Source organism: Microbacterium sp. APC 3901, from assembly GCF_030407765.1.
GTDB lineage: Bacteria > Actinomycetota > Actinomycetes > Actinomycetales > Microbacteriaceae > Microbacterium.
Genome location: NZ_JASDCU010000001.1, coordinates 19,569 through 45,722 on the forward strand (window position 1 = coordinate 19,569; position 26,154 = coordinate 45,722).

At 69.6% G+C, this 26,154-nt stretch carries 24 protein-coding genes; 9 read left to right on the forward strand and 15 right to left on the reverse strand.

Features of this window, described 5'->3' with window-relative positions:
* Nucleotides 1-28: 28 nt before the first annotated feature.
* The 6 genes from QMA07_RS00105 to QMA07_RS00130 form a co-directional block, all read right to left on the reverse strand.
* Nucleotides 29-751 (reverse strand): GMP synthase, encoded by a 723-nt coding sequence (locus QMA07_RS00105; RefSeq protein WP_290159038.1) that lies wholly within the window; start codon nt 749-751, stop codon nt 29-31.
* Nucleotides 752-817: 66 nt separating this feature from the next.
* A complete protein-coding gene (locus QMA07_RS00110) occupies nt 818-1,558 on the reverse strand; it encodes a LysR family transcriptional regulator substrate-binding protein (RefSeq protein ID WP_290159040.1) in 741 nt (246 codons plus the stop codon).
* A gap of 53 nt (nt 1,559-1,611) precedes the next feature.
* Nucleotides 1,612-2,019 carry a DapH/DapD/GlmU-related protein gene (locus QMA07_RS00115; RefSeq protein ID WP_290159041.1) on the reverse strand — a complete coding sequence of 136 codons (408 nt, stop codon included), beginning with the start codon at nt 2,017-2,019 and terminating at the stop codon, nt 1,612-1,614.
* A gap of 82 nt (nt 2,020-2,101) precedes the next feature.
* Nucleotides 2,102-2,875, reverse strand: a complete 774-nt coding sequence (locus QMA07_RS00120; protein WP_290159042.1) for a DNA-formamidopyrimidine glycosylase family protein — start codon at nt 2,873-2,875, stop codon at nt 2,102-2,104.
* Nucleotides 2,875-3,756: an EI24 domain-containing protein gene (locus tag QMA07_RS00125; protein ID WP_290159044.1), complete on the reverse strand. Its 882-nt coding sequence runs from the start codon at nt 3,754-3,756 to the stop codon at nt 2,875-2,877. Before QMA07_RS00125 ends, QMA07_RS00120 begins: the two co-directional genes overlap by 1 nt.
* A 9-nt stretch (nt 3,757-3,765) precedes the next feature.
* Complete coding sequence (locus QMA07_RS00130; protein WP_290159045.1) at nt 3,766-4,455, reverse strand: HAD family phosphatase; 690 nt, start codon at nt 4,453-4,455, stop codon at nt 3,766-3,768.
* Between the two features lie 247 nt (nt 4,456-4,702).
* On the opposite strand from QMA07_RS00130, the gene QMA07_RS00135 reads away from it, so the two are divergent.
* Nucleotides 4,703-5,440: a GntR family transcriptional regulator gene (locus tag QMA07_RS00135; RefSeq protein WP_290159046.1), complete on the forward strand. Its 738-nt coding sequence runs from the start codon at nt 4,703-4,705 to the stop codon at nt 5,438-5,440.
* Between the two features lie 187 nt (nt 5,441-5,627).
* Complete coding sequence (locus QMA07_RS00140; protein WP_290159047.1) at nt 5,628-8,057, forward strand: DUF4073 domain-containing protein; 2,430 nt, start codon at nt 5,628-5,630, stop codon at nt 8,055-8,057.
* Nucleotides 8,058-8,138: 81 nt separating this feature from the next.
* Here the strand turns inward: QMA07_RS00140 and QMA07_RS00145 are convergent, their stop codons facing one another.
* Entirely contained in the window at nt 8,139-12,731 is a 4,593-nt protein-coding gene (locus QMA07_RS00145) for an ATP-dependent helicase (protein WP_290159048.1), read from the reverse strand.
* A gap of 69 nt (nt 12,732-12,800) precedes the next feature.
* Between QMA07_RS00145 and QMA07_RS00150 the strand changes: the two genes are divergently transcribed.
* A complete protein-coding gene (locus tag QMA07_RS00150) occupies nt 12,801-13,211 on the forward strand; it encodes a DUF6157 family protein (RefSeq protein WP_290159049.1) in 411 nt (136 codons plus the stop codon).
* A 2-nt stretch (nt 13,212-13,213) separates the two neighbouring features.
* On the opposite strand, the gene QMA07_RS00155 is transcribed toward QMA07_RS00150, so the two are convergent.
* Together QMA07_RS00155 and QMA07_RS00160 are read right to left on the reverse strand one after the other, a co-directional pair.
* A complete protein-coding gene (locus QMA07_RS00155) occupies nt 13,214-14,893 on the reverse strand; it encodes an ABC-F family ATP-binding cassette domain-containing protein (RefSeq protein ID WP_290159050.1) in 1,680 nt (559 codons plus the stop codon).
* Between the two features lie 257 nt (nt 14,894-15,150).
* The gene (locus QMA07_RS00160; RefSeq protein WP_290159052.1) at nt 15,151-15,807 is read right to left on the reverse strand and encodes an alpha/beta fold hydrolase; all 657 of its coding nucleotides are present in this window, start codon (nt 15,805-15,807) and stop codon (nt 15,151-15,153) included.
* A gap of 113 nt (nt 15,808-15,920) precedes the next feature.
* Here QMA07_RS00160 and QMA07_RS00165 point away from each other — a divergent pair, with 113 nt between their 5' ends.
* Nucleotides 15,921-16,520, forward strand: a complete 600-nt coding sequence (locus QMA07_RS00165; RefSeq protein WP_290159053.1) for an NUDIX hydrolase family protein — start codon at nt 15,921-15,923, stop codon at nt 16,518-16,520.
* Between the two features lie 9 nt (nt 16,521-16,529).
* Here the strand turns inward: QMA07_RS00165 and QMA07_RS00170 are convergent, their stop codons facing one another.
* Nucleotides 16,530-17,597, reverse strand: coding sequence for a low specificity L-threonine aldolase (locus QMA07_RS00170; RefSeq protein ID WP_290159054.1), 1,068 nt, complete (start codon nt 17,595-17,597; stop codon nt 16,530-16,532).
* Nucleotides 17,598-17,786: 189 nt separating this feature from the next.
* Here QMA07_RS00170 and QMA07_RS00175 point away from each other — a divergent pair, with 189 nt between their 5' ends.
* Nucleotides 17,787-19,211, forward strand: a complete 1,425-nt coding sequence (locus tag QMA07_RS00175) for an MFS transporter (RefSeq protein WP_290159056.1) — start codon at nt 17,787-17,789, stop codon at nt 19,209-19,211.
* Nucleotides 19,212-19,304: 93 nt separating this feature from the next.
* Here the strand turns inward: QMA07_RS00175 and QMA07_RS00180 are convergent, their stop codons facing one another.
* Both QMA07_RS00180 and QMA07_RS00185 read right to left on the reverse strand, forming a co-directional pair.
* On the reverse strand, nt 19,305-19,946 hold the full coding sequence (locus tag QMA07_RS00180; RefSeq protein ID WP_290159058.1) for an SDR family NAD(P)-dependent oxidoreductase: 642 nt from the start codon (nt 19,944-19,946) through the stop codon (nt 19,305-19,307).
* 105 nt (nt 19,947-20,051) lie between these two features.
* The gene (locus tag QMA07_RS00185; protein ID WP_290159059.1) at nt 20,052-21,491 is read right to left on the reverse strand and encodes a DUF6421 family protein; all 1,440 of its coding nucleotides are present in this window, start codon (nt 21,489-21,491) and stop codon (nt 20,052-20,054) included.
* A 72-nt stretch (nt 21,492-21,563) separates the two neighbouring features.
* On the opposite strand from QMA07_RS00185, the gene QMA07_RS00190 reads away from it, so the two are divergent.
* Nucleotides 21,564-22,025: an Lrp/AsnC family transcriptional regulator gene (locus QMA07_RS00190; RefSeq protein ID WP_290159060.1), complete on the forward strand. Its 462-nt coding sequence runs from the start codon at nt 21,564-21,566 to the stop codon at nt 22,023-22,025.
* A 47-nt stretch (nt 22,026-22,072) separates the two neighbouring features.
* On the opposite strand, the gene QMA07_RS00195 is transcribed toward QMA07_RS00190, so the two are convergent.
* Complete coding sequence (locus tag QMA07_RS00195) at nt 22,073-23,116, reverse strand: DUF5937 family protein (RefSeq protein ID WP_290159061.1); 1,044 nt, start codon at nt 23,114-23,116, stop codon at nt 22,073-22,075.
* Nucleotides 23,117-23,255: 139 nt separating this feature from the next.
* On the opposite strand from QMA07_RS00195, the gene QMA07_RS00200 reads away from it, so the two are divergent.
* Genes QMA07_RS00200 through QMA07_RS00210 form a run of 3 tightly spaced genes read left to right on the forward strand, consistent with a single transcriptional unit; the run spans nt 23,256 to nt 24,863 of the window.
* Nucleotides 23,256-23,525, forward strand: a complete 270-nt coding sequence (locus tag QMA07_RS00200) for a cupin domain-containing protein (RefSeq protein ID WP_290159062.1) — start codon at nt 23,256-23,258, stop codon at nt 23,523-23,525.
* A 24-nt stretch (nt 23,526-23,549) separates the two neighbouring features.
* A complete protein-coding gene (locus tag QMA07_RS00205; RefSeq protein ID WP_290159063.1) occupies nt 23,550-23,840 on the forward strand; it encodes a DUF4287 domain-containing protein in 291 nt (96 codons plus the stop codon).
* A gap of 45 nt (nt 23,841-23,885) precedes the next feature.
* Complete coding sequence (locus QMA07_RS00210; RefSeq protein ID WP_290159064.1) at nt 23,886-24,863, forward strand: 1,4-dihydroxy-2-naphthoate polyprenyltransferase; 978 nt, start codon at nt 23,886-23,888, stop codon at nt 24,861-24,863.
* Nucleotides 24,864-24,885: 22 nt separating this feature from the next.
* On the opposite strand, the gene QMA07_RS00215 is transcribed toward QMA07_RS00210, so the two are convergent.
* Together QMA07_RS00215 and QMA07_RS00220 are read right to left on the reverse strand one after the other, a co-directional pair.
* Nucleotides 24,886-25,188 carry a DUF4229 domain-containing protein gene (locus QMA07_RS00215; protein ID WP_290159066.1) on the reverse strand — a complete coding sequence of 101 codons (303 nt, stop codon included), beginning with the start codon at nt 25,186-25,188 and terminating at the stop codon, nt 24,886-24,888.
* 37 nt (nt 25,189-25,225) lie between these two features.
* Nucleotides 25,226-26,119 (reverse strand): hypothetical protein, encoded by an 894-nt coding sequence (locus QMA07_RS00220; protein ID WP_290159067.1) that lies wholly within the window; start codon nt 26,117-26,119, stop codon nt 25,226-25,228.
* Between the last annotated feature and the right edge of the window lie 35 nt (nt 26,120-26,154).

Sequence of the window (26,154 nt, forward strand, 5' to 3'; positions counted from 1 at the left end):
GTGTGAGCTGCTGCTGACCTGCTCGTCGTCAGGCGGATGCGAACGTCTGCGCGAAGCGGCGCAGCAGTGCCGCGCCCTCGGTGACCGATGCCGCGAGCACCTGGCCCTGTACCGCGTCGAACTCATCGGGGTCGAAATACCCGGTGGTGCGGTAGAAGGTCATCCGGTCGGCGAAGTCCCTCGGGGTCGGCTCAGGGTGGAACTGCGCCGTGTAGAGATGAGTGCCCACCCGATACGCCTGCACGGGGCACGCGTCGTTCGTGGCGAGCAGCACCGCACCCTGCGGCAGCGCGGCGGCACTCTCCTTGTGGGCGGTGAACACGGTGAGGGCGGGGGAACTCGGGCCGAACACCGGATCCGCCGCGCCGGCCTCGGTCGTCTCGATCACGGTGGCGCTGGCCGGCTCGGGGGTGTCGGTCGTGACGTCGCCACCGAGCATCCGCGTCACCACGCCGATGCTGAAGCAGGTGAAGAAGACCGCGATCCGGCCGTCCATGGCCAGCCGTGCCATGTGCTCGAGATCTGCTTCGACGCGGAGCTGCACCGCCGACTTCTCGACGTCGCTCACGTTGAAGGGCGAGCCGCCGACCACGACGCCGCTGTACCGCGCGAGGCGGGCGGGGTCGAGGGGCTCGGCGAGCAGATCGATGCGGTCGACGACGTCGACGCCGAGCGCCCGCCGGAACGAGGCGTGCTCGGCGTCCGCCGCCCCGAGTTCGGGGCGCACACAGACGTAGAGAAGCGAGACCACCACGAGAGTCTAACGACGACCGGAGGGGGGCGCCGTCACCGCGGTCGACGAGACGTCACGGTCGAGTCATCGTGATGAGTTCGACGTGCGACCGCGCACGATTCCGATGAACGTCTCGACGTCGGGCGTCGTGTGCTCTCGGCGCCAGGCCAGGGCGACAGTCGAGGTCGGTCCGTCGACCAGGGGGCGATGGCCGACATCCTTGCGGTGGTGCATGCGCGCGAGAGACATGGGAAGGACCACGATCCCGGTTCCGGCAGCAGCGGTCGGGATGGCTTCTGCGACGGTCAGCGGCGCGAACGACGGGGAGACGGCGCCGGGGATGTCGATCGGGCCCAGCGGGTCGTCGATCGGGGTCATCACGATCTCGCCCGCGAGGTCGGCGATGGTCAGCTCGTCGACGGCGAGCAGGTGCGAATCGATCGAGGCGACCACCACGGGCACCTCGTCATACAGCGTGATGACGTGCAGGGTCTCATCGGTCAGCGGCATCCGCACCAGCGCGGCGTCGAGGTCGTCGAGCGCCTTGCGCTGATCGGCGACCTCCACCGACACGATCTCCACGGGCACGTGCGGCATCCGCTGCTTCCAGGCGTCGATCCACTTGCCGGGCGTGGCGCCGGGCACGACCCCGAGCCGGAACGTGCGGGGCTCGTCGGACTCGGGTTCCGGCGCATCGAACACCACCTTTGCGGTCTTCTTGGGTGGCTGGGGCGGCGGGAATCGCTGAGCCGGTGCCGCCCTGTTGCGTCGCACGGGCGAGCCCTTGCCGGCGCGCCCTGCCGGTCGTCGTCCCTGAGTCGCCATGTGCTCCAGGGTACCCGGCGGATGCCGTGAGGCGGTCTGAGATCGGCCCGTGATCAGGCCGCGAGCCACAGCCCCTTCGGGTCGGTGGCCACCGTCAGGCCGGCGGCGACCGTCTCGTCGTCGCCGATGCGAGCACCGCGCACGATCCGTGCACCGGCCCCGACATCGGTGCGGACTCCGATGTGCGCGCCGTCTCCGACGGCAGCGCCCTGGCCGATGTGCGCGTGCGCGTCGACGTGCGCACCCTCGCCGATCACGGCATCCGGTTCGATCCATGCGCCGCGGGCGATGGTCGCCCCTGCGCCGATACGCGCGCCGGGTTCGATGTAGGCGCCCGCTTCAACATGCGCCTTCGGATGGACCTTCGCGCCATGCGCGACGAGACCGCGGCCGTTGGCGTGCTTGCGATACCGCAGCGTCGCTCCCTGGTCGTTCTCGATGTCGACGTAGTTCTTGCCCACGATTCCTCCCCGTGTTCCGGAGTTCTCCGGATATATCAATAACCACGGGTGTGCCGGATTCATTCCCGAGCATGGATTGGAGTCATCGCTGACACACGGGGCACCAGAAGGTGATGCGCTCGCGGGTCGGATCCGCGCCCAGTTCGCCCCGCTTGATCAGGGCTCCACAGCGACGGCAGGGCTTGCCGGCACGGCCGTAGACCCAGGTTCCCTGACCGGGACGATCGACTCCGGTGAAGGTGCGGTGACGGCGATCGCGGTTCGCCCGGATCGTGCGCACCCCGAGGTCGAGCAGTGCGGGCACGTCGACCTCCGGGGCGGGCGTGGTCGGCAGGATCCCCCGAAGGAACAGGAGTTCTGCCGCGTACTCGTTGCCGAACCCTGCGACGTTGCGCTGGTCCAGCAGAGCGACGTGGATGCTGCGGGAGTCGGCATTCACCCGCCTCGCGGCCTCGGCGGCGTCCCAGTCGGGGCCGAGGGGATCGGGCCCGAGGTAGCCGACGAGCTCGTCTTCGTCGCGGGTCGGCACCACCTCGATCTCGGCCAGGTCGATCCCCACAGCTTCACGCTGTGCGGTTCCGACGATCGCACGCACCTTGAACGCCGGATGCCGCCACTTCTCACCCGCACGGTAGACCAGCCAGGCCCCGTCCATGCGCAGATGGGAATGCAGTGTGCTGTCGCCGATGCGCAGCAGCAGGTGCTTGCCGCGGGCGATCGACGAGACGATCGGCTGACCGGTCAGGTCGAGGGTCGCGAAGCGCGGGACGCGGAGGTCGAAGCGGGCCACCTCCGCGCCGACCAGCGCCTCGTCGAGACGTCTGGCCGCACGGAAGACGGTGTCGCCCTCGGGCATCAGGCGTGTCCTGACCCGGCGGGCGGCGGCAGGGGTGCGGAGACGCTGCCCGGTGCGGGCGGTGCGGGTGGTGCGGGTCGTGCGGGCGGTGCGGGCGGTCCGGGCTGCGCGGACGGCGGGGGAGTCTGCGGCAGGGGAGTCTGCGGCAGGGGAGTGCGCTCCAGCATGGTGCGCGCGAGAGTCGTGGCGCCCGCGACGGCGGCTGGCATGACGGCGACCGCGCCGCCGGGGATCAGAAAGCACAGCTGCGTCGCGACGCCGAAGCCGAGCACGCGCGCGCGACTGCCGCGGAACAGCACCGCACGGTCGGCGGGGGTGAGTTCGCGGGCGTCGAAGGCGCGACCTGTGAGCTCGCGTGCGAGCATCCGCCCCGACAGCACGACGCCTCCGACAGCCCCGAGCGCACCTCCGACGAGCGGGACGAGTCCGAGCAGCAGCACCAGGAGCGCGATCAGGATGCCGAGGACGACGAGGCGCAGCCCCTCGCCGACAGCCATCCAGAATCCACCGCCGTCGGAGGGCGGGGCATCGCCGAGATCGGTCTCGACCGCGCGCCAGATCCGCTGGTAGAACGGGTCGCCGATGGTCAGCGCGAGGGCGCTGAACACAGCGCTCGCGAGGGCGAGCGCTGTGGCGAAGATCACGATGCCGACAGCGGCTCTGAAGACGGATCGCCAGGCGGGGATCCAGCCGTCTGCGAAGGGCGTGACGGCGTCGGAGATCGGCGCGAGCGACAGAGCCAGCGGCACGAGACCGGCGAGCAGCACCAGAGCTGCGATGAGCCCGGGCACGAGTCCCAGGGCCATCAGCCCCGGGCGGCGTCGCCACGTGCCGAAGCCGCGCAGCAGAGTGCGGATGCCGTAGACGAACTCCCCGATCATTCGTCCAGCCTAGGAGGGCATCGATCCTCTGGCGACCGCGCGCAGCATCCGGACGTCCACGGCGATCAGCGAGCCGACCTGAAGCGTGTCCGGAACAGGCTTCCCGCTTCCGACGACGAGGGTCGTGCAGCCGGCGGCCACGGCGGATGTCGCGCCGACGAGGGAGTCCTCGAGGGCGACACATCGATGGGCGGCGACGTCGAGGCGCTCGGCTGCGCGAAGGTAGGGATCCGGCGCGGGCTTGGTTCGAGGGGTGTCGTCTGCCGTCACGATCACGTCGAACGCCGACAGGTCGACCGCCTGCGCGAATCGCTCCACCCAGTGCCGCGGGGAGGAGGTCACGAGGGCCAGCGGCACCTGTGCTGCGGCGAGGGCGGTCAGCAGCGATCGAGCGCCGGGAGTCCAGGACACGCCGCCGTCATAGGCCTCGATCGACCGCCGATCGAGCTCCTCGGCGACCGCTGCCGTCGTCATCTCGAGCGACAGGCGGCTGCGCAGGGTGGCAGCCGCGTGGTCGAGGTCGAGGCCCCGCAGCGTCGACACGAGAGCGGGGTCGTCCGCGCCGCTGTGCCGGCGCACGAACTCCTCGACGACGAGCAGCCACGTGCTCTCGGTGTCGAGGAGCGTTCCGTCCATGTCGCTGAGCACCGCCCATTCGGCTCGTGTCGCACCGGCTGAGTGCGGTGTGCGGTCGGGCATGGGGCTTCCTCCAGTCGGCGACCTCGAGGGATCGCTCAGCCCATCCGACCCGACGAGACGCGCAGCGCGGCGTCGTTCCGCGAACTCGGGGTGAACACCGGGCGGCCGGCAGCTGAAGTCCGATGGACAGGTGCGTGCACGTGTGCACTCGGGGGCCTGCGGAGCACGATCCGTCCGGCCGACCGCGGATACGCTGAGGCGGCGTCCCGTCCCTGTGCAGGGCGGTGAGGTCGGGAGGAGACGTCACATGCACCGCTATCGGGAGATCGCGCGGGATCTGAGCATCCAGATCATCGACGGCGTGTTCGATGAGGGTGGGATGCTGCCGCCCGAGGAGCAGCTGACCCGCACCTACGGAGTCTCCCGCGGCACGGTGCGCAACGCGCTCGTGCTTCTCGCCCGTCAGGGAGCGATCGCGCCCCGCCGCGGATCGGGCTGGCTCGTGCGCACCACGGTGCAGAGTCAGCGCCTCTCGGAGATGCGGTCGTTCGCGCAGTGGGCGCGGAGCCGCGGGATGGAACCGGGGGGACGAGTCGTGTCGCAGCGCCGCAGGGCCCCCACAGCACTCGAGCTGAGGCAGCTGCGCGGTGGGTCCCGCGCCGGAGACGTGCTCGAGGTCGTGCGACTGCGTCTGCTCAATCGACGCGTCGTGATGCTCGAGCGCACGACCTATCCGGCGTGGATCGCGCCGATGATCGAGGCGCTGTCACCTGAGGAATCGTCGGTCGTCGGTGCGCTCGAAGAACACCACGGCGTGCGCATGGTGCACGGGGAGCACTCGATCGATGCGATCGCCGCGTCCAGCGAAGACGCGCGGCTGCTCGCGGTGCGGCGGTCGAGCCCGCTGCTCCGAGTGAACCGCGTCAGCTACGCGGCAGACGGTCGCGCCATCGAAGCGGGCGACGACCGGTATCTGGCCGACACCATGTCGTTCCAGGTGCAGGCGTCTCTGCATGGCACCTCTCTGACCAGACAGGCCAACTGAGGCGAGCCGACGACACGACTCTCGAACCGGCGGGCGTCTCCGCGGTGGACTGCTGTGCGCACGCGTCCAGCAGGATCCGGTCGGGGAGGACGGATGTGGCCGTCCGTTCACCTTCCGTGCATCCGTGGTTGGGTGGCCGCGGCGACGCTCGAGACATCAGCCCACTCGTCTCGAAAGGACGACACCCATGCATCCCTCCCGACCTCAGACCCGAACCAGGGGTGTCGCCCTGATCGGCGTCGCACTGTCCGCCGTGCTGGTCGCCAGCCCGATCGCCGCGAGCGCGCAGGTGCCGGCCACGGCGCCTCACGAGGTGGCCGCGGCCGCCGACTCGTCGTTCCAGGTGCCGAACGGCGCTCTCGTCGCCGGCAGCACGGTGCGCATCGAGTACGCGACCGACAGTCCCGACGACACGAACTGGATCGGGTTCTACCGCGACGGCGAGGTACCCGGCGGTGACGGTCAGGTCTCCGTCGCCTGGAAGTACGCCCCCGGCGCGTCGGGATCCATCGATCTCGAGGTTCCCGCAGCTCCCGGCAGCTACACGCTCTGGTTCCTCGCGGCAGACGGCTACGAGCCTCTCGCCGAACAGCAGACCGTGACCGTGAGCGCTGCCGGTGGCGAGCTGAGCCCCGGAGATCCCGCGGCCGCCGTCGACATCGATCCTGTGACGACGGGCGTCGCGACCGATGGCGTGCTGCTGCGCGAGGGCTTCGACGCCGGGCTGCCCGAGAGCTGGTCGGTGGAGTCCGACTCGGCCATGGACGGTGTCGGCACCGCCGACTACCGAGGCTGGTCCGCCGCGACGCGTGACGAGTGGACGGCGAACGTCGACGAGATGCGCGCACGCTTCGCCCGCCCGCTCGCCGGCTTCGCAGTCGCCGACGCCCAGCAGTTCGGAGCGCATCCCTTCTCCTCGACGCTCACCAGCGCCGCTGTCGACGTCGAGTACCTGCGCTCGCTGGAGCTCTCGTTCGACAGTCACTATCGCGGTGCTCCCGCGCAGACAGGCGTCGTCCGCGCCAGCTTCGACGGAGGGGACTGGGTTGAGGTGCTGCGCCTCGACTCCGCATCCGTGGCCGACGGCTACGACCCCCTGCAGCTGAACTACATGCAGGAGATCGCGATCGACGTTCCCGTCGGCGCTGCCGAGGCGCGATTCCAGTGGCAGCTCGACGCACCGGATGCCGGTGCCCGCTACTGGGCGATCGACTCGGTGACCGTGCGTCAGGGCGTGCTCATGACGGATGAGGCGTCGACGACGCTGTGGACGGTGTCTGACATCCAGGGGCACCCCCAGGACTTCGAACACGGTCTCAACGATCTGCACGAGCTCGCTCCCGACCCCGCAGGTCTGCTGATCGTCGGAGACCTCGTGAACTCCGGCACGCCGACCGAGTGGGACGAGATCTACCAGGTCATGGAGAACACGACCGCGATCCGACCCGACACCACCGTCGCGTCGATCGGCAACCACGAGCGCTATGCGAGCGGAGGTTTCGCGGCGAACTTCGAGCGGTTCCTCGCGTTCGCCGAGCGAGACAAGGCGTATGCCGAGTACGTGCTCAGCGGCCCCGGCGGCCAGGTGCCGGTGATCACGATCGGTCAGGAGATCAGCGGCCCGTCCGATGTCGCGATGACCGACGAGCAGGTGGAGTTCCTCGAGGAGCGCCTCGCGCACTGGACGGCGCAGGGCTCGCAGGTGATCGTCAACACGCACTTCCCGCTCGGCGACACCGTCTCCGCATCGTGGATCCCCTGGTACCACGACCACCACCTGATGAACGACCGTCTGACGAGCATCCTCGGCAACTATCCGAACGCGGTCGTCTTCAGCGGCCACACCCACTACCCCGCGACCCTGGGCGACTGGGCGGTGCAGCGCCGCACGGCGGACGGACACCCCGACGGCTTCTGGTCTGTCAACACGGTGGCGATGCACGTGGGGTGGGACGCTCGCGGCGAGAACACGCAGGGCATCAGCGAGGTCACGATCGGTGACGTCAACAACGGCCTGATCGTGGAGTCGTATGGCGACCGCATCGTGGTCAAGGCGCTCGATTTCTTCGCCGATGAGCAGATCCGCGAGGTCACCATCCACAACCCGCTCACGCCGTATGCCGCGGACATCGTTCCGGTCTCCGAGCGCCCCGCGGACTACTCCGCGGTCGATGCGGCCCTCGCAGCGGTGCCCGGCGACCTCAGCCCCTTCACCGCTGACAGCGTCGCCGCGCTGAACCGCGCGATCTCCGCCGTCGAGCGCGAGCTGACGACAGCCGACCAGGCCGATGTCGATGCCATGGCAGCGGCGATCCGCACGGCGATCGACGGGCTGGTGCGCATCGAGGACGAAGTACCGGGCACTGATCCCGGTGCGGGCTCCGGCACGGGCTCCGGCTCGGGGTCGGGCTCTGATTCCGGCTCGGGGTCGGGCTCTGGTTCCGGTGCGGACGGGGGTGCGGCCGACGGTGACCTTGCGACCACCGGCTACGACCCCGGCGTCACCTGGATCCTCGCACTCGGTCTTCTCGGGCTCGGTGGAGTCCTCCTCGTGGTGCGACGCCTCGCGGCTCGTCGCTCATCGTCGGACGCCGAAGAGACGACGCTGCTGAGCTGACGCGCCGAGTCGCCCCTGCGACGCCGCCGGTCTGCGCCTCGGGGTGCGGATCGACGGCGTCGCGGTGCGTGAGCGGTCGGTTCAGATCGCCTTGCGCAGCGTGTAACCGCGGGGCGTCGCGACGAACCCCGCATCCTGCAGGGCGAGGGCGAGCTCGGTGCCGTAGACGCCCTCTCCGTTGACCTTCTCGACCGTGAGGGTGTCGAGACGGCGGGCGCGGGCCGTCGCGGCGAGGTCGGACGCCGCGGCTCGCAGCACCTCGGATTCGTCGGTGAAGCACAGCACCGTACGGCCGCCCCGTTCGAGGTAGAGCACGAGCGAACCGTCGACGAGCACGACCAGGCCACCGGCCTTGCGCCCGGGGCGATGCGACACCTCGTCGCGCTTGGGCCACCCGAGAGCCGCGCCGTAGGGATTCGCGGGGTCGGTCGCGGCGAGCGTCACGGTCTTGCGCGGGGGCGGGTCGGCGAGGCCCGCGAACGTGCGGAGGCGGTCGACGGTGGCGGATGCCGCGAACTGCGCAGCACCGAGCCTCTCGATCACGTAGCCGCGACGGCAGTGTCCGGCCTCTTCGAAGCCGGCGAGCACCCGGTAGGTCTGAGCGAAGCCGCCCGGGACGCCCTCTGCCTGCACCGCGCCTCGTGTGACGACGCCGTAACGGTCGAGCAGCAGCCCCGCGGTGACGGTCGCCCGACGGGCGGCATCCGTGTCGACGGAGGGCAGCAGCGACCAGCGTCCGCCGATCGACGACGGTCGCGCCGCTGTGCGGGCGAGCGACATGCCCCGGTAGGTGCGCGTGCGCGGCGCGCGTCGCGTGACCCGATGGGCCTGCGACCCGCCCGCCAGCAGCGAACGGATCGGGGCGAAGGTGTCGTTCGTCACGCGGCCGGCCCAGGTCAGCGACCACAGTGCCTCGAGCACGGACTGCTCGTTCTCGGCGCCGGCCATCTCCTTCAACTGGCCCGCGAAGTAGGCGCCGCCCGCCTCGAGAGCCGCGAGCACCCGGGCCTCGAGCGAATCGGTGGCGATCTCGTCGTCGGGTTCGGGGAGTGTGAAGGGTGCGAGGTCGGCGGGGTGCAACGAGACCCAGCCATCACGGCCGGGGAGCGTGCCGTGACCTGACCAGATCACCTCACCCGACGCAGTGAGTTCGTCGAGCAGGGCGGGGGAGTAGTCGCGCACGCGGGACGGGAGCACCAGGGACTCCCATGCGCTGGCGGGGATGGGCACCCCGGCGAACTGCTCGATCACGGCGAGCACGCCGTCGAGTCCTTCGAGCGGACGGCCGAGGTGCTGCCAGTCGGGCAGGAAGCGCGCATATGCCTCGGGCGACACCGGCTCGACGCTGCCTCGGATCGCGGCGAGCGACCGCATCCGCAGGCGACGCAGCACCTCCGTGTCGCACCACTCGGTCTCGTTGCCGGTGCCGGAGGCCTCGGGCAGGAAGTAGCCGCTGGTGAGCCGGCCCGAGTGCTCCAGCCGCTGCAGGGTGTGCCGGGCGACGGCCGCGCCGAGGCCGAAGCGCGACGCGATGGCATCCGTCGTGAAAGGTCCGTGCGTGCGGGCGTACCGCGCGACGAGGTCGCCGAGCGGATCGGCGAGGGGTTCGAGGAACGCGACGGGGATGCCGGTCGGCAGCGCCGCGCCGAGCGCATCGCGCAGGCGCCCCGCGTCTTCGATCGCGGCGACGCGCGTGGTGCCGGCCACGGTGACCGGGATCGCGCGACGGGCGTCGATCAGCGCGGCGAGGTGTTCGGAGGCCGAGCCTGTCTCGGGGTCGAGTCGCGCGTCGATCTCGGCCGCATCCATCGGACCGAGCATCCGCAGCAGGTCGGCGACGCCCTCGAGGCCCCGTGCGTGCCGCTCGGGGTCGAGTCGCTGCGCCTCGCGCTCGAACTGCGCGATGACGTCGGGATCGAGCAGCTCACGGAGCTCGACCGTGCCGAGCAGCTCGCCGAGCAGGGCAGGGTCGACCGAGAGCGCGGCCGCGCGACGCTCGGCCAGCGGCGAGTCGCCCTCGTACATGAACGCGCCCACGTAGCCGAACAGCAGGTCGCGCGCGAACGGCGAGGGCTGAGACGGCTGCGTCTCGACGAGCCTGATGCGCCGGTCGGCGATCGAGACCGCGAGCCTGCGCAGCGACGGCAGGTCGTAGACGTCCTGCAGGACTTCGCGCAGGGTCTCGAGGATCACCGGGAACGTCGGATGCCGGCGCGCGACTTCGAGCAGCTGCGCAGAACGTTGGCGCTGCTGCCACAGCGGGGTGCGCTTGTTCGGGTTCATCCGCGGCATCAGCAGCGCGCGGGCGGCGCACTCGCGGAAGCGGGAGGCGAACAGCGCCGAGCCGCCGACCTCCTGCGTGACCAGCTGCTCGAGCTCGTCGGGGTCGAACACGAACAGCTCGGCTCCTGGCGGTTCGGCCTCGGCATCAGGAATGCGCACGATGATGCCGTCGTCGCTCGCGACCGCCGAGCCCTCGACTCCGAGGCGCTCGCGGATGCGGGCGTTGATCGCCAGTGCCCATGGCGCGTGCACCTTCATGCCGTAGGGGGAATGAAGGATGACCCGCCAGTCGCCGACCTCGTCGCGCCCGCGCTCGACCGTGAGCGTGCGGTCGGTCGGCAGGGTGCCCGTCGCCTCCCGCTGCTCGGTGAGGTGCGCCATCAGGTTCATCCTGGCCTGCTCGTCGAGTCCGGCGTCGATCAGCCGCTGAGCCGCCTTCTCGGGAGTCGCCGCCGACACCTCGCGCGAGAACTTGCCGAGCGCCTCGCCGAGTTCGAACGGGCGGCCGATCCCGTCGCCGTGCCAGAACGGCACCTTGCCGGGCTGGCCGTACGCGGGGATCACGTTGACCCGGTCATGCGTGATCTCGGCGATGCGCCAGCTCGTCGTGCCGAGCGTGAACACGTCGCCGACGCGCGACTCGTAGACCATCTCCTCGTCGAGCTCGCCGACGCGTGCGCCGGTGCTCTCCCCGGCGACGAACACGCCGAAGAGTCCGCGGTCGGGGATCGTGCCGCCGCTGGTGACGGCGATGCGCTGGGCGCCGGGGCGGCCGGTCAGCGTGCCGGCGTCTCTGTCCCACACCAGGCGAGGGCGCAGCTCGGCGAACTCGTCGGAGGGATAGCGTCCGGCGAGCAGATCGAGGGTCGCCTCGTAGGCCGATCGGGGGAGGGACTGGAACGGCGCCGAGCGACGCACGGTCTCGAACCACTCCTCGACGCTGATCTCACCGAGTGCGCTCGCCGCGACCGTCTGCTGGGCGAGGATGTCGAGCGGGTTGCGCGGCACCTGGATCGCCTCGATCTTGCCGGCCAGCATCCGCTCGGTGACGATCGCTGTGTGCAGCACGTCGCCCCGATGCTTGGGGAACAGCGCAGCGCGGCTGATCTCGCCGACCTGGTGCCCGGCGCGGCCGACGCGCTGCAGGCCGGAGGCGGCAGAGGGCGGCGCCTCGACCTGGATCACCAGGTCGACCGCGCCCATGTCGATGCCGAGTTCGAGGCTGCTCGTCGCGACCACGCAGCGCAGTACACCGGACTTCAGCTCTTCCTCGACCTGGGCCCGCTGCTCCTTCGAGACGGATCCGTGGTGGGCCTTGGCGAGCACGGGGTCGGCTCCGGCTGTCGCGCCCGCCTGCGCCATCATGGCCGCCGGCATCGATGCCTCGGGCAGGGCGACGCCGATGCGCTCGGAGTAGATCTCGTTGAGGCGCCCCGTGAGGCGCTCGGCCAGCCGTCGTGAGTTCGAGAACACGATCGTCGACTTGTTCTGCAGGATGCGGTCGACGATCGCCTCCTCGACGTGCGGCCAGACCGAGCCGGTGACCTCGGTGTACTCGGCATCCGTCGCGTCGCCGCCGTCTTTCGGCGCACCGGGAGGCGGTGGCGGGTTGGTCATGTCGTCCATCGGGACGACGACGCCGAGCTCGAAGGTCTTCGATGCCGGCGGCGCGACGATCTCGACCGGAGCCGCGCCGCCGAGGAACCGCGCGACCTCGTCGATCGGACGCACGGTCGCCGAGAGTCCGATGCGCTGGGCCGGCTCGGCGTGGCCGTGAGTGCGGCGCAGCGCGTCGAGACGCTCGAGGCTCACCGCGAGGTGCGCGCCACGCTTGGTCGCGGCGACCGCGTGCACCTCGTCGATGATGACCGTGTGCACGTCGCGCAGAGTCTCGCCGGCTCGACTGGTGAGCATGAGGTAGAGCGACTCAGGAGTGGTGATGAGGATGTCCGGCGGGTCGGAGACCAGCTTGCGGCGGTCGCTCGAGGTCGTGTCGCCCGAGCGGACACCGACCGTCACAGAGGGCGCTTCGATGCCGAGACGCCTGGCCGACTGGCCGATGCCGATGAGCGGAGAGCGCAGGTTGCGCTCGACATCGACGCCGAGAGCCTTCAGCGGCGAGATGTAGAGGATGCGTGTGCGCGAACCGTCTGCGGCCTTCGTGCGCTTCGCGGGCGGGGCAGGCTGCTCGGTGCGCTCGCGGAACACGCTGTCGATCGCCCAGAGGAAGGCCGAGAGCGTCTTGCCCGACCCCGTCGGGGCCACGACGAGCGCGTGCTTGCCCGCCGAGATCGCATTCCACGCGCCTGCCTGTGCGGGCGTGGGTTCGGCAAAGGCACCCCGGAACCAGTCTTGGGTGGCAGGGGTGAAGCGGTCGAGCACGTCGCTCATCCCTCCATCATCACCTGTGCCACGGACATCGGGGCGACCGTTGTCCGACGGGGAGGGCATCATGGAGAAATGGCGACGCACACCACGAACTACGTGAGCACCTTCATCGAGGTCGCGGAAGACTGTCCTGTCGACCACGCCGAAGAGCCGCCGACGGGTGAGAAGCCCACGATCGCCTCTCTTCACTATCGACTGATCGCGTCGGAGCCGTATGCGCGCACCTCCGACGATGTGATCTTCACCACCCATGCGCTGCGCGCCGGGATCGACCCCGAAGACTCCGCCGCACGCGAGGCGTTCTTCTCGAAGGGGCAGCCGTGCCTGCGCTCGTCACCGCTGGGAAAGCGCTACGGATGGGGGATCGCTCACGATGCCGAAGGGCGGGTCGCGCTCGTCCCTCGAGAGTCCGAGGATTACACGCTGCTCGCCGCCGACCCCGCGATCGCCCATACCCGGGCGATGCGGAGCCGACGGGTGTGAGCTCACCGTGCAGTCAGTGCGCCGTCGGCCTCGATCTCGAGCGTGAGATCCAGGTCGAGACGGGCGAGGAACGCGTCGTCGTGACTCACCACCAGCACAGCCCCGCGATAGGCGCGCAGCGCCTCGACGAGCTGGTCGACGGTGTCGATGTCGAGATTGTTCGTCGGCTCGTCCAGCACCACGAGGTGGGGCGCGGGGTCCGAGAGCAGCAGTTTCGCCAGAGCCACGCGGAACCGCTCCCCGCCTGACAGTGCGGCGACGGGCCGCTCTGCCGTGGCTCCTCGGATGAGGAATCGTGCGAGGCGATTGCGCAGCTCCTTCTCGGGCACCTGCGGTGCGGCATCCGCGATGTTCTCGAACACCGACCGGTTCTCGTCGAGCCCGTCGACGCGCTGCGGCAGGTAGCCGATGCGATCGGTGAGCGCGGTCGCGACCGGCGCCGGCCGTTCAGTATTCAGCAGGGATTCCGCCCCGTCGGCCGTCGAGCCGTCATCCCGACCGATCTTCGGCATCTGTGCTGAATCGTGAACGCCGGCTGCGGACACCAGGCGTTCGAGCAGCGTCGTCTTCCCCGCCCCGTTGCGCCCGATCAGCGCGACGCGGTCGGGGCCCTGGATGATCCACGACCGCTCGCCGTCGCCGATCATCGCGATGCGCCGAGAGCGCGACACCTGCGGATCCGGAAGCTCGATCTTCATCGACGCCTCCGAGCGCAGACGCCGCCCCGCCTCATCGAGCGCGGTGCGAGCGGCATCCTCCTTCGCGCCGACCTCGGTGCGCAGCTTTCCCGCCGATACCTCGGCAGCCATCTTGCGACCATGCGCGATGATCTTCGGCACGCGCTTCTCGACCTCCGCCTTCTTCGCCGTGCGGGCGCGGTGCGCGAGCTTCACCTCGGCCTCGATGCGCTGACGTTTCTCTCTGCGGAACTCCTGCTTCGCGGTGACCTCGGCCTGCCTGGCGGCCTCCTGCTCGGCGTCCAGCCAGGCGCGCCATTCGGAGTACGGTCCGCCGAACACGTTCAGCATCTGCGCGTAGAGCTCGGCGGTGTCGTCCATCAGCTCGAGCAGCGAGAGGTCGTGGCTGACCACGATGAGCGTGCCCTTCCACGACCTGATCATGGCGGCCAGCTTCGCGCGGGCGTCACGATCGAGGTTGTTGGTCGGCTCGTCGAGCAGGGTGATCGGAGCCCGGCGCAGACGGATGCCGGCGATCGCGACGAGCACGGCCTCACCGCCGGACAGCTCGCCGACACGTCGGTCGAGGAACTCCGGGGCGAGCCCCGCTTCGGCCAGGGACATCTCGGCTCGTGCCTCGATGTCCCAGTCGTCGCCGACCGCGTCGAAGCGCGCCTGATCGACATCGCCCGCGCTGATCGCGCGGACGGCATCGAGGGCTTCGGCGATTCCGAGCAGCTCGGAGACCCGTCGGTCGACGTCGAGCGTGAGCTGCTGGGGGAGGTACGCGACCTCGCCCGTCGCGGTGAGAGTGCCGGTCGTGGGGCTCAGCTCGCCCGCCATGAGGCGGAGCAGCGTCGACTTGCCGGCGCCGTTGCGGCCGACCAGTCCGGTGCGACCGGAGCCGAAGGAGCCGGAGACCGAATCGAGCGCGGTCGTGCCGTCCGGCCAGGTGAAGGTGAGTCGGTCGAGGGTGACCGACGCGTGAAGGGTGGGCGTTGACATGGTGTCTCCTGTCGAGTGCGAGGGTGCACTGACACCGGTCGCCCGATCGCCCCGTCTGAGCGGGGCGCCGTCGAAGGACAGCGGGCGTGGTCTGCCGTGGAGTCGGCGATCGTCGGGTCAGCGCGCGGAAAGATGAGCGCGGAGGCGACGGATCAGATCAAAGGACTTCCAGACACGGCGGACAGGACTCCCCGACGATACCCGGGCGTGTCGGACTTTCGCAACCCCGGGCGTGTCGCGGTGGCGGATGGGTTCGGTCAGGCCTGGGCGGCCCGCTCCAGCCACTTCGTGAGGAAGACATGCACGTCGCGGAGTTCTTCCTCAGAGATGCTGTGCGTGAGTCCGGTGTAGACCCGCCCGGACAGCTCCGAGTGCGTCGGCAGCCACTCTGCGGTGTGCGCGATGAGCGCCTCGGGGATCACCTGGTCGTTCGTGCCGCGGCCCCAGAAGACGTGCGGTCGTGACTCGGTCAGGGCTTCATCGCCCGGCAGCTCGCCGGCGGCGGCGTAGCCGCTGAGCGCCACCACGGTGTCTACGCTCTGCGGGGCGAGGCGCATGGCCTGCAGCGCGACGGCGGCGCCCTGCGAGAAGCCGAGGAGAGCCACCGCGGGAGCATGCCCCCGAGCATCGTCGAGCCAGCGCAGGAACGCCTCAGCCGCGAGCGTCACCGATGCGGCGCTACGACCGTCGAGGCCCTCAATGGCGTACCAGGAGCGCCCTGGCATCGGCCACGGGGGTGCGAGCGGGGCGGCGACGGATGCCACGGCGATGCCCTCGGGCAGATACGGGACCAACCCGAACAGGTCGTGCTCGTCGGCACCGTAGCCGTGCAGCAGCACCAGCAGCGGCATCCCCGCGCGGTCTTCTGTCGACCAGCGCGTGAGGAGTCCGTCGATCATCAGTTCTTCGCTCACCCGTCCATCCTGCCAGCGCCCTCCGACACGCGCAGGCGGTGATCGTCGGATCGTATGCCGGTCATGGCCGCAAGTCGGTGTTCGGGCGCGGACGTGGCTGGTAGAAAGGAGACATGGCCGTCCGCACACCTGATCCCGACCCCGAGCCCGACGACGGCATCGAGGGCTTCGGCTCCGCACAGCCCTCGCGCGACTCCAACCCCGGGTGGTTGAGCGAATACGAGCTCGCCGAGGCACGACGCCATCTGCCGATGCTCTACGTCGAGGCGATCCCGGTGCGCACCGACGGTTCAGGGCAGGTGACCGAGATCGGCATCCTGCTGCGCTCGACGCCGATGGGAGAGATGACGCGCACCATCGTCTCGGGTCGAGTCCGGTTCGGTGAGACGATCCGCGACGCGCTGTTCCGCCACGTCGAGAACGACCTGGGTCCGATGGCGTTCCCGCTCCTCCCGCCTCAGCCGCTGCCCTTCACGGTCGCCGAGTACTTCCCGATCCCGGGCGTCAGCGCCTACCACGACGACCGTCAGCACGCCGTCTCGCTCGCGTTCGTGGTGCCGGTCACCGGCACGTGCGAGCCGCGACAGGACGCGCTCGAGGTCACCTGGTTCTCGCCGGAGGCCGCGGCGTCAGACACGGTCGCCGCCGAGATGGAGGGTGGGCGCGGCACGCTCATCCGCCTGGCCCTCGCGAACCTCGGTCTGCTCCGCTGACGACCGCCCTCAGCGCGTGGTGAGGCGCGCGAGCTCTGCGACGAATTCGTCGACGTCGGACTCCTCGGTGTCGAAGCCGCACATCCAGCGGACCTCGTTGCGCGCGGCGTCCCAGTCGTAGAAGCGGAACGATTCGCGCAGTTGGTCGGCGATGCCTTCGGGGAGAGTCGCGAAGACGCCGTTCGCCTGGGTCGGCTGCGTGAACGAGACGCCGGTGATCGCCCCGGCGGAGATGCCGGCCTCGATCTCACCGCGCAGACGCTGGGCCATGGCGTTCGCGTGCTGGGCGTTGCGCAGCCACAGGTCGCCCTCGAGCAGAGCGATCAGCTGTGCCGAGACGAACCGCATCTTCGACGAGAGCTGCATGTTGAATTTGCGGGAGTACTGCAGACCCGTCGACGCCTCGGGGTTCAGCACCACGATGGCCTCGCCGAGCATGGCCCCGTTCTTGGTGCCGCCGAAGCTGAGCACATCGACGCCTGCGTCGCGGGTGAAGGCGCGCAGCGGAACGTCGAGGGCTGCTGCCGCATTCGAGATGCGTGCCCCGTCGAGGTGCAGCTTCATGCCTCGTTCGTGTGCGTGGTCCGCGAGTGCGCGGATCTCGTCGACCGAGTAGAGAGTGCCGAGCTCGGTCGACTGCGTGATCGAGACCACGAGCGGCTGTGCGCGGTGCTCGTCGCCCCAGCCCCAGGCCTCGCGGTCGACGAGCTCGGGGGTGAGCTTTCCGTCGTCCGTCGGCACGGCGAGGATCTTGAACCCGCCGATCCTCTCGGGGGCGCCGCCCTCGTCGACGTTGATGTGAGCGGTGGATGCCGAGATCACGGCGCCCCAGCGGGGCAGCATCGACTGCAGCCCGGTGACGTTCGCCCCGGTGCCGTTGAACACCGGGTACGCCTGCACGCCCTCGCCGAAGTGGGAGCGGAAGACCTCCTGCAGACGCGCCGTGTAGGCGTCTTCGCCGTAGGCGACCTGGTGGCCGCCGTTCGCCGCCGCGATGGCCGCGAGGACCTCGGGGTGGACGCCGGAATAGTTGTCGCTGGCGAAGCCCCGGACAGCGGGGTCATGCTGAATGCTCACCGCACAAGCCTACGGGCCGATGCCGGTGTCGGATGCCGCGTCGCGCCCCGATCCGCGGAGGCCGCCCCGATCCGCGGAGTCCGCCCCGATCCGCGGAGTCTCTCCCCGGATTCGCCCGTCGAGCGCGTCCGCGTCCGCAGATCGGGACAGCTCTACCGAATGTCCGAGCCCACGCCTACCCTCTAAGTCATGGAGCGCACCGCGGCGAAGACCGCCTTCGCGAACGTGCTCGTCAACACGCTCATCGCGAACGTGACGACGAGCTTTCTGTGGTTCGCCCTGACCTTCTGGGTCTACATCGAGACGCAGTCGGTGCTCGCCACGGGCATCATCGGCGGCGCCTACATGCTGTTCGTCGCCTTCTTCGCGATGATCTTCGGCACGATCGTCGATCGCAACCGCAAGCACACCGTGATGCTGCTCTCGAGCGTGATCTCGGCGGTCGCCTTCCTGATCGCGGGCGTGCTCTACGTGTGGCAGCCCGAATCGGCCCTGCTCGACCTCGGCGCCCCGTGGTTCTGGCTGTTCTCGGCGATCATCCTCTTCGGCGGGGTCATCGAGCAGCTGCGCAACATCGCGCTCTCGACGACGGTCACGCTGCTCGTGCCCGAAGAGCGCCGTGCCAACGCCAACGGCCTCGTCGGCACCGTGCAGGGGCTGGCCTTCCTCGTGACGAGTGTCTTCTCGGGGCTGTCGATCGGGTTCCTCGGCATGGGGTGGACCCTCGCGATCGCGATCGGCGCGATGGTGCTCACCTTCGTGCACCTGCTCTTCATCCGCATCCCCGAGGGCACACCGCAGCCCGATCCCGATGCCAAGAGCGCGCTCGACTTCCGTGGCAGCGTGGCGGCCATCCGACTGGCACCCGGACTGTTCGCGCTGATCATCTTCTCGACCTTCAACAACCTCATCGGCGGCGTGTACATGGCGCTGATGGACCCCTACGGTCTCACTCTCTTCGACGCGCAGATGTGGGGCTTCGCGCTGGCGTTTGCATCGACCGGATTCCTGATCGGCGGCGGCCTGGTTGCGAAGTTCGGCCTCGGCGCCAAGCCGATGCGCACACTTCTGCTCGTCGTGATCGCGATGGGCATCCTCGGCTCGGTCTTCATGCTGCGCGAATGGTGGCCCCTCTACGTGATCGGCATGTGGGTCTACATGGCGCTCGTGCCTCCCGTCGAGGCGGCCGAGCAGACGATCATCCAGAAGGTGGTCCGCTACGACAGGCAGGGGCGCGTGTTCGGTGTCGCTGCCGCGATGGAAGCCGCAGCCGCTCCGATCACGGCGTTCATGATCGCGCCGATCGCCGAGTTCCTGATCATCCCGTACATGAAGACCGCCGAGGGGCAGCAGCAGTGGGAGTGGCTGCTCGGCGAGGGCGACGCTCGGGGCATCGCGCTGATCTGCCTGTTCGCGGGCATCATCATGGTGATCGCTGCGACTCTGGCGTTCTTCACCAAGTCGTACCGCAAGCTCACCGAGCTCTATGCGAATGCGCCCGCGCAGGACCCGAACGGCGAGGACGCCGCAGAGCGCCGTTCCGCGGCAGATGCTCCGGCACCCGTGCGCGGCCTGCCGCCGGAGGTTCCGGACGCCCCTGATACGCGGCGCTGAAGCGGCGGCAAGCGGCGGCAAGCGGCGACAAGCGGCGGCAAGCGGCGACAAGCGGCGATAAGCGGCGACAAGCCGCGACGCGCGTCGACCGGGTCAGTCGAGCGGGATGATCTGGTCGTTGAGGCCGGCGGCGTCCGCATCCCACAGGGCCAGCACTCGGGGCACGAGAGATTCGGGCGCGAGCGTCTTCGCACGGAACACCACGGATGCGGCGCGCAGCGGTTCTCCCGCATCCCGAGCCGCCTTGGCGAAGCCCTGCGCCACCGCGCGCGTCCATGCCTCACTCGCCGCCTTGACGGCTGCGTAGTTCGCGCCGCCGGCCAGAGGGCGTCCCACCGCGGTCGACGAGACGATCGCGAATCGTCCGGCGTCCGAGGCGCGGAGTGCGCTGTCGAACGCACGGCTGGTCGCGCGCACCGCATCGAGCGCGGGGAGGAGCGCGCGGAAGTCGTCGTCGGACTGCCCGGCGAGCCCGCCGCCCCCGCGCCAGCCGCCGACCAGCGGGATCACGGCATCCACCGCGTCGATCCGCGACGCCAGCTCTGTCATCGACTCCAGTGAGGTCGCGTCAGCCACCTCGACCCGCACTCCGATCGCCTGCAGCGACTCGAGTCGCTCGGCGGAGCGCCCGGTGGCGATCACGCGTGCCCCGGCATCGACGAGTGCGTGCGCGAGCGCGAGTCCCGAGGGGCTCGTGGCTCCGGCGAGAAGGACGGTTCTCTCAGTGACGCTCATGTGCTCAACTCTCGTGTAGAGACAGTTCTGCGGCCACCCCGGGCAGGAATGGCCGCAGACGCTGCGTCCGATCGCCCCCGCGACCGGACCCCAGAAATGCGCGAGTCAGTCGTCGGTGCCCCGGATGCCGACGGTCGACTCGATGACCGGCTTCATCTTCTTGTCGAGGGCTTCGAAGAACATGGACAGGGGGAACTCGTCGTCCAGAACGGCGTCGGTGAAGCCCTTGGGGGCGCCGGCGAGGATCTCGTCAGGCAGGCCGCGAGCCCACCGCGAGGCAGGGTTCGGGGTGAGGACGGAGCGGACGAGGTCGTAGGCGGCCAGCCAGTGCGCGGTCTTCGGCCGGTCGATCGAGCGCCAGTAGAGTTCGTCGATCGCGTCGCCGAGGGCGACGACCGCGTCGGGAACGGCTGCCCAGTCGAAGGCGAGCGCGGTGTCGGTCCAATGCAGCACACCGCGCTGGTGCAGCCACGCGAACAGCAGCTGGCCGCCCAGGCCGTCGTAGTTGCGCACACGAGACCCCGTGATGGCGAACCGGAAGATGCGGTCGAAGATCACGGCGTACTGCACGAGATCCGCATGGTCGAGCATCTCCTGCTCGGAGTCCGAGAGGCTGTCACCGGCCTCGGTGCGCGCCCGCAGGGACCGCTCGATCTTCACCGACTCGCGGAACGCGGTGAGGTCGCACCGCAGCTCTTCGAGCGAGTAGAGGAAGAACGGCATCCGCTGCTTGATCATGAACGGGTCGAACGGCAGGTCACCGCGCATGTGGGTGCGGTCGTGGATGATGTCCCACATCACGAACGCGCGCTCGGTCAGCGCCTGGTCATCGAGCATGGCCGCGGCCCGTTCCGGAAGCTCGAGCTTGGTGATCTCGGCGGCGGCGCGGGTGACCCGGCGGTAGCGGGCCGCTTCACGGTCCTGGAAGATCGCGCCCCACGTGAACGAGGGGATCTCGCGCATCGCGACGGTCTCGGGGAAGAGTACGGCCGAGTTCGTGTCGTACCCGGGCGTGAAGTCGACGAGTCTCAGCGAGACGAACAGCTTGTTGCCGTACTCGCCGGCCTCCAGGGCGGCGATGAACTCGGGCCAGATCGTCTCGACGATGAGCGCCTCGACGAGGCGGTCGCTCGAGCCGTTCTGCGTGTACATGGGGAAGACGACCAGATGACGGATGCCGTCGACCCGGTGCTGCTGAGGCTGGAAGGCCATGAGCGAGTCCAAGAAGTCCGGCACGCCGAATCCTTCCGAGACCCAGCGGTCGAAGTCGACGATCGACGCGGCGAGGTACTCGGCGTCGTGAGGGAAGGCGGGGGCGAGAGCGCGGATGCCGTCGGTGATCGCCTCGACGAGATCGCGGGCTGCGGCGTGGTGCGCAGCATCCGGGATCGAGCCGTCCTTGACCTGCATCTCGCGGATGGCGATCGCGGCGTCCTTGAGCTGCGCCCATGCGGCGGAGGATTCGGCGTTCGCTGCGTCCTCGACGACCTCGGGTTCGCCGACGATGGCCTGTGCAGCGGAGCTGTTGGCGGAAATGATGGACATCGGGACCTCCGATCGGAGAATTTCACGGAAAGATTCCGGCATATACGGAATCCTGACGATAATATTACATCCATGGATGACTCTGTCGACCGCTCGATCCTGGCCGCGATCTCTCGAGACGGCCGGGCGACACTGTCGCAGTTGTCGGATGCCGTCGGCCTGTCCGTGTCGGCGGTGCAGTCGCGACTCCGTCGACTCGAGACCCGCGGAATCATCACCGGGTACCGGGCGATCCTCGACCCCGAGCTGGTCGGCACCCCGCTCTCGGCGTTCATCGAGATCACTCCGCTCGACCCGGCTCAGCCCGACAACGCCCCCGAGCTGCTCGAGCACCTCGACGCGATCGAGGCGTGCCACTCGATCGCGGGCGACGCCAGCTACATGCTGTTCGTGCGCGTCGCCTCGCCGCGTGCGCTGGAAGAGCTGGTGCGCGACATCAGGCTCGCCGCGAACGTCAGCACTCGCACCACGGTCGTGCTCCAGACCTACTACGAGCACCGGCCGATCATCTCGGTCGCCCCCGACGGCGACTAGCGCACCGCGCGGATCGCAACACCGCGCCGATCACAACACCGCGCCGATCACAACACCGCGCCCACCATCGCCTCGCCGAGGGGCGTGCGCAGATGCAGCATCCTCGCGCCGTCGCGTTCGCTCGAGACCAGGCCGGCGTCGCGCAGCACGGTGAGGTGATGGGATGCCGTCGACACGGCGATCCCGGCATCCTGAGCCACCTGTGAGGTGGTGCGGGCGACGCCGGCCTCGAGCAGGATCGTCGCGCGCGCCGGGCCGATGAGGGCGCCGAGTGACGCGGCGATCTCGCTCGCGTCGCGGGACCAGCCGGCGGTCACGCCCCGCGCGGGATAGAAGAGCGTCGGCTGGGCCGGCGGTTCGGTGAGCACCATGCATCCCCACGACGACATCACCGACGGCACGAGCACCAGTCCGCTGCCGTGGCAGTCGACGAGCTCGCTGTGGCGGCGAAGCGAGACGCGCACGGCTCCGTCTCCCCAGCTGACCGTCGGATGCAGCCCACCCGCCATCGCTCTGATCCCCGAGGTGGCGATCACCCTCGACCGCACGGCGATGTCCGATCGCAGCAGGCGTTCGAGTTGCGGCCAGACAGGAGCGAGCGCGGCATCCCACACCTCCGACCATGCGTCGGCGATGATCTCGCGGGCACGGGCCGGCTGCTCCTGCATCTCGCGCAGCGCCCGCTGGCGGGATCCCGACGAGCGGATCACCATCTTGCCGAAGTCGACCCGCATCGGGTCCAGCGGCGTGATGCGCAGCGCCGCGAGCTCTGCCTCCGGCGTCATGTCCCACCCCGGCGCCGCCGTGAGGAAGTCGGGCATATACCCGTCGTCGCCGATCACCGCGGCGAGCAGCGGGAAGCTCTCCCGCGGAAGTCGATCGCGCACCGCGCGCAGCCACCCCCACTGCAGCGGGTGCTGCTCCGGGCGCAGCAGCACCCGCACGGCGTGTGCGAGCTCGTGGCCGGGGGAGATGCCGAAGCGCACCGACTGGATGTCGCCGGGGCTGAGGTGGAACTCGACGCGGTGGTCGGGGTGCTCGATGCCTTCGACCGGCGTCTCAGGTCGATCTCCGCTTGAGTTTCGAGCCACATCGAAACTCTAGGACGAGCGCGGGCGCCTGTCGAGACTGGGCTCATGAACAGCACGTCATCTGCTCTCGAAGCCGTCACCGCAGTGGACATCCGCATCGGCACCGGACGCAGCCGCAGGTTCGTCGGGGCGGATCACGGTGCGGGGCATCTCGTACTTCTACGTCGAGAATCAGCCGGGCGAGGGTCCGGGTCTGCACTGGCATCCTTACCCCGAGACCTGGGTGGTGCTCGAAGGCACGGCACGGATCACGGTCGGCGATGAGACGATCGTCGCCTCGGCAGGCGACACCGCGACAGGCCCGGCCTTCGTGGCACACTGCTTCACGAACGTCGGCGAAGCGACGCTGCGCATCATCGGCATCCATGCGTCGGCGACGATCATCCAGACCTTCCTCTCCGACGACTGAACCACCACGCACACAGGAGCATCCGTGTCCTTCCAGGCATACCTCGACAAGGTCGAGACCCAGACCGGCCTCACCCCTCGCCAGTTCATCGAACTCGCCAAGGAACAGGGGTTCGACGAGACCACGAAATCGACCGTCGTGCTCAACTGGCTCAAGCAGGACTACAGTCTCGGCCACGGTCACGCGCAGGCGATGGTGCACGTGATCCTCAAGGGGCCGAAGATCAGTGACAAGCACGTCGGCAAGGGCGGAGCGCACGGCGATGTGTCGGACACCCTCTGGCTCGACGGCAAGGACAGCAACCCCGACCGCTGACCCGCTTCGCGGGAGTCCATCGGTGCCCCCAGTAGGATTCCCTGCGTGGCAGCATCCTCGAAGCGCAAGAAGAACCAGCCCCGGGTGAGCGGCAATCCCGCGAAGCGGGCGAGCGGCAACCCGGCGAGCCAGGCCGTCATCGACGCGGGGCCCGTGACCGTCGGCGACTGGATCGGGGCCGCCCGTCTGCGCACCCTTCCGCTCGCCGTCGCCCCGGTCGTCATCGGCACCGGGGCCGCACGCAGCACGGGGCCGGAGTTCCACTGGGTCATCGCGCTGGCATGCCTCGCGGTCGCCGTGCTGCTGCAGATCGGCGTCAACTTCGCGAACGACTACAGCGACGGCATCCGCGGCACGGACGCCGTGCGCGTGGGGCCCGCCCGCCTCACGGCATCCGGCCGGGTGAAGCCCCGAACCGTGCTCGTCGCGGCGCTCGTCTTCTTCGCGCTCGCCGCGGCGGTCGGCGTCGCCATCGTGATCCGCACCGAGCAGTGGTGGATGCTGGCGGTCGGTGCAGCCTGCATCGTCGCCGCCTGGTTCTACACCGGCGGCAAGCGCCCGTACGGCTACAACGCGCTCGGCGAGGTGTTCGTCTTCATCTTCTTCGGGCTCGTCGCGACCCTCGGCACCACGTGGGTGCAGATCTTCGAGCTGCCTCAGCAGGCCTGGCTCGGGGCGATCGCCGCAGGTCTCTTCGCGTGCGCGGTCCTGCTCGCCAACAACCTCCGCGACATCGATCAGGATCGCGTGGTCGGCAAACGCACCCTGACGGTGCTGATCGGCAAGCGGGCGACCCAGGTGCTGTTCACCCTGTTCGTGCTCGTGCCCTTCGGCATCCTGGTGCTCATCGCGCTGCTGTACCCGATCGCGTGGATCGGCCTGCTCGCGCTGCTCGCCGGACTCCCGGCCATTCTCATCGTCTGGACCTACCGGCAGGCGAAGGAGCTGGTCACGGCCCTGGCTCTGACGTCGCTGACTGCACTGCTCTATGCCGGGGCGTTCTTCTGGGCGCTCTCCGGCTGAACCGGCGGCGAGCCGGATCCGGTCAGTCCTCGCGGCGCGTGGTGCTGCCGGCCTCGCCGGCGACGGCCTCGTCTTCGGCATCCGCATCGGCCTGCTCGGCAGAACTGCGGCCTGAGCGGCGCTCGACGATCCGCGCTGAGGCGTCGGTGAGGGGTCGGCGCAGGAACAGCATCGAGATGCTCATGCCGATGAGGGCGGCGAAGATCGCGGCGAGCCACCAGTACTCGCGGAAGATCGGGAAGAAGAACCACATGATCGCGAGCGGCACGAGGAAGGCCAGCAGGCGCAGCACGGTGTAGACGAGGAAAGGTGCACGGTTCTTCACCCGGACAGTCTACGTTCGCGAGCTGAGGGGTCTGCTGTCAGCTGTCGAGGCCGAGAGCCTGCAGCGGGATGCCCCGCACGACGCGTTTCCAGGGGTGCTCGCCGAGCGACCACAGCAGTTTCGCGTCGAGGTCGAGGGCGAGGTCCTCGCAGCCGACCGGAAGCGGCATCCGATCGCGCACCAGGGCGTCGCGGGTGCCGGTCCACAGCGCGCCGGGGCGCATGCCGTCGGACTGCGAGATGAAGTGCCGGTCGCCCCAGCGCGCCGCACCCTGCATCTGCGTGATGCCGGGGCAGAAGCGCCCCTCTTCGCGGAAGCCGTCGTCATCGGAGTCTGGCACGGTGAACTCCGCAATCCGTCCCTTGTCGTCCTTCGCATATTCGCCGATGAGCACTCGTCGCAGGGGCGTGCCGTCGTCGTCGAACACGCGACCGAGGTACGAGCAGCGCAGCTCGATCGGGTGCACGCGCGTGCGCACGGCGACGAGCGCGGTGGCACGGAGCCCTCGGCCGCGCGCACCAGCGATGCGTCGTGCGTCGGCGCCCCGCACCCGGCGGATGTCGGCGAGGTCGAACTCCCAGATGCCGCGCCCGGTCGCCGCGACGAACAGCCGATCGTCGAACCAGGCGAGGCCGCCGGCGTGGATCGGGGCGGGCTGCAGCTCACCGCCCTCGTCGACGGCGAGCAGCACGTCGAGATGACGAGAGCGCTCGAGGTCGACGAACGCGACGCGAGACGCCAGGTGGTGGCCGTCGAGCCGCTGGCGGAACCAGCTCACAGCGAGTGTCCGGCGCCCGTGCCACAGACCGAGGTCGATGCCCTGCGGATACCAGCGACGCGTCCAGGTGCGGGCGCTCAGCCACCGCAGGTCGACCGTGGTACGGCGCTTCTGGCGCACGGGGCGCCAGGTGGTTCCGAACGGCCAGAGCATGCTCCCATCGTGGCCGAACGCCGGGTGAGGTGCGA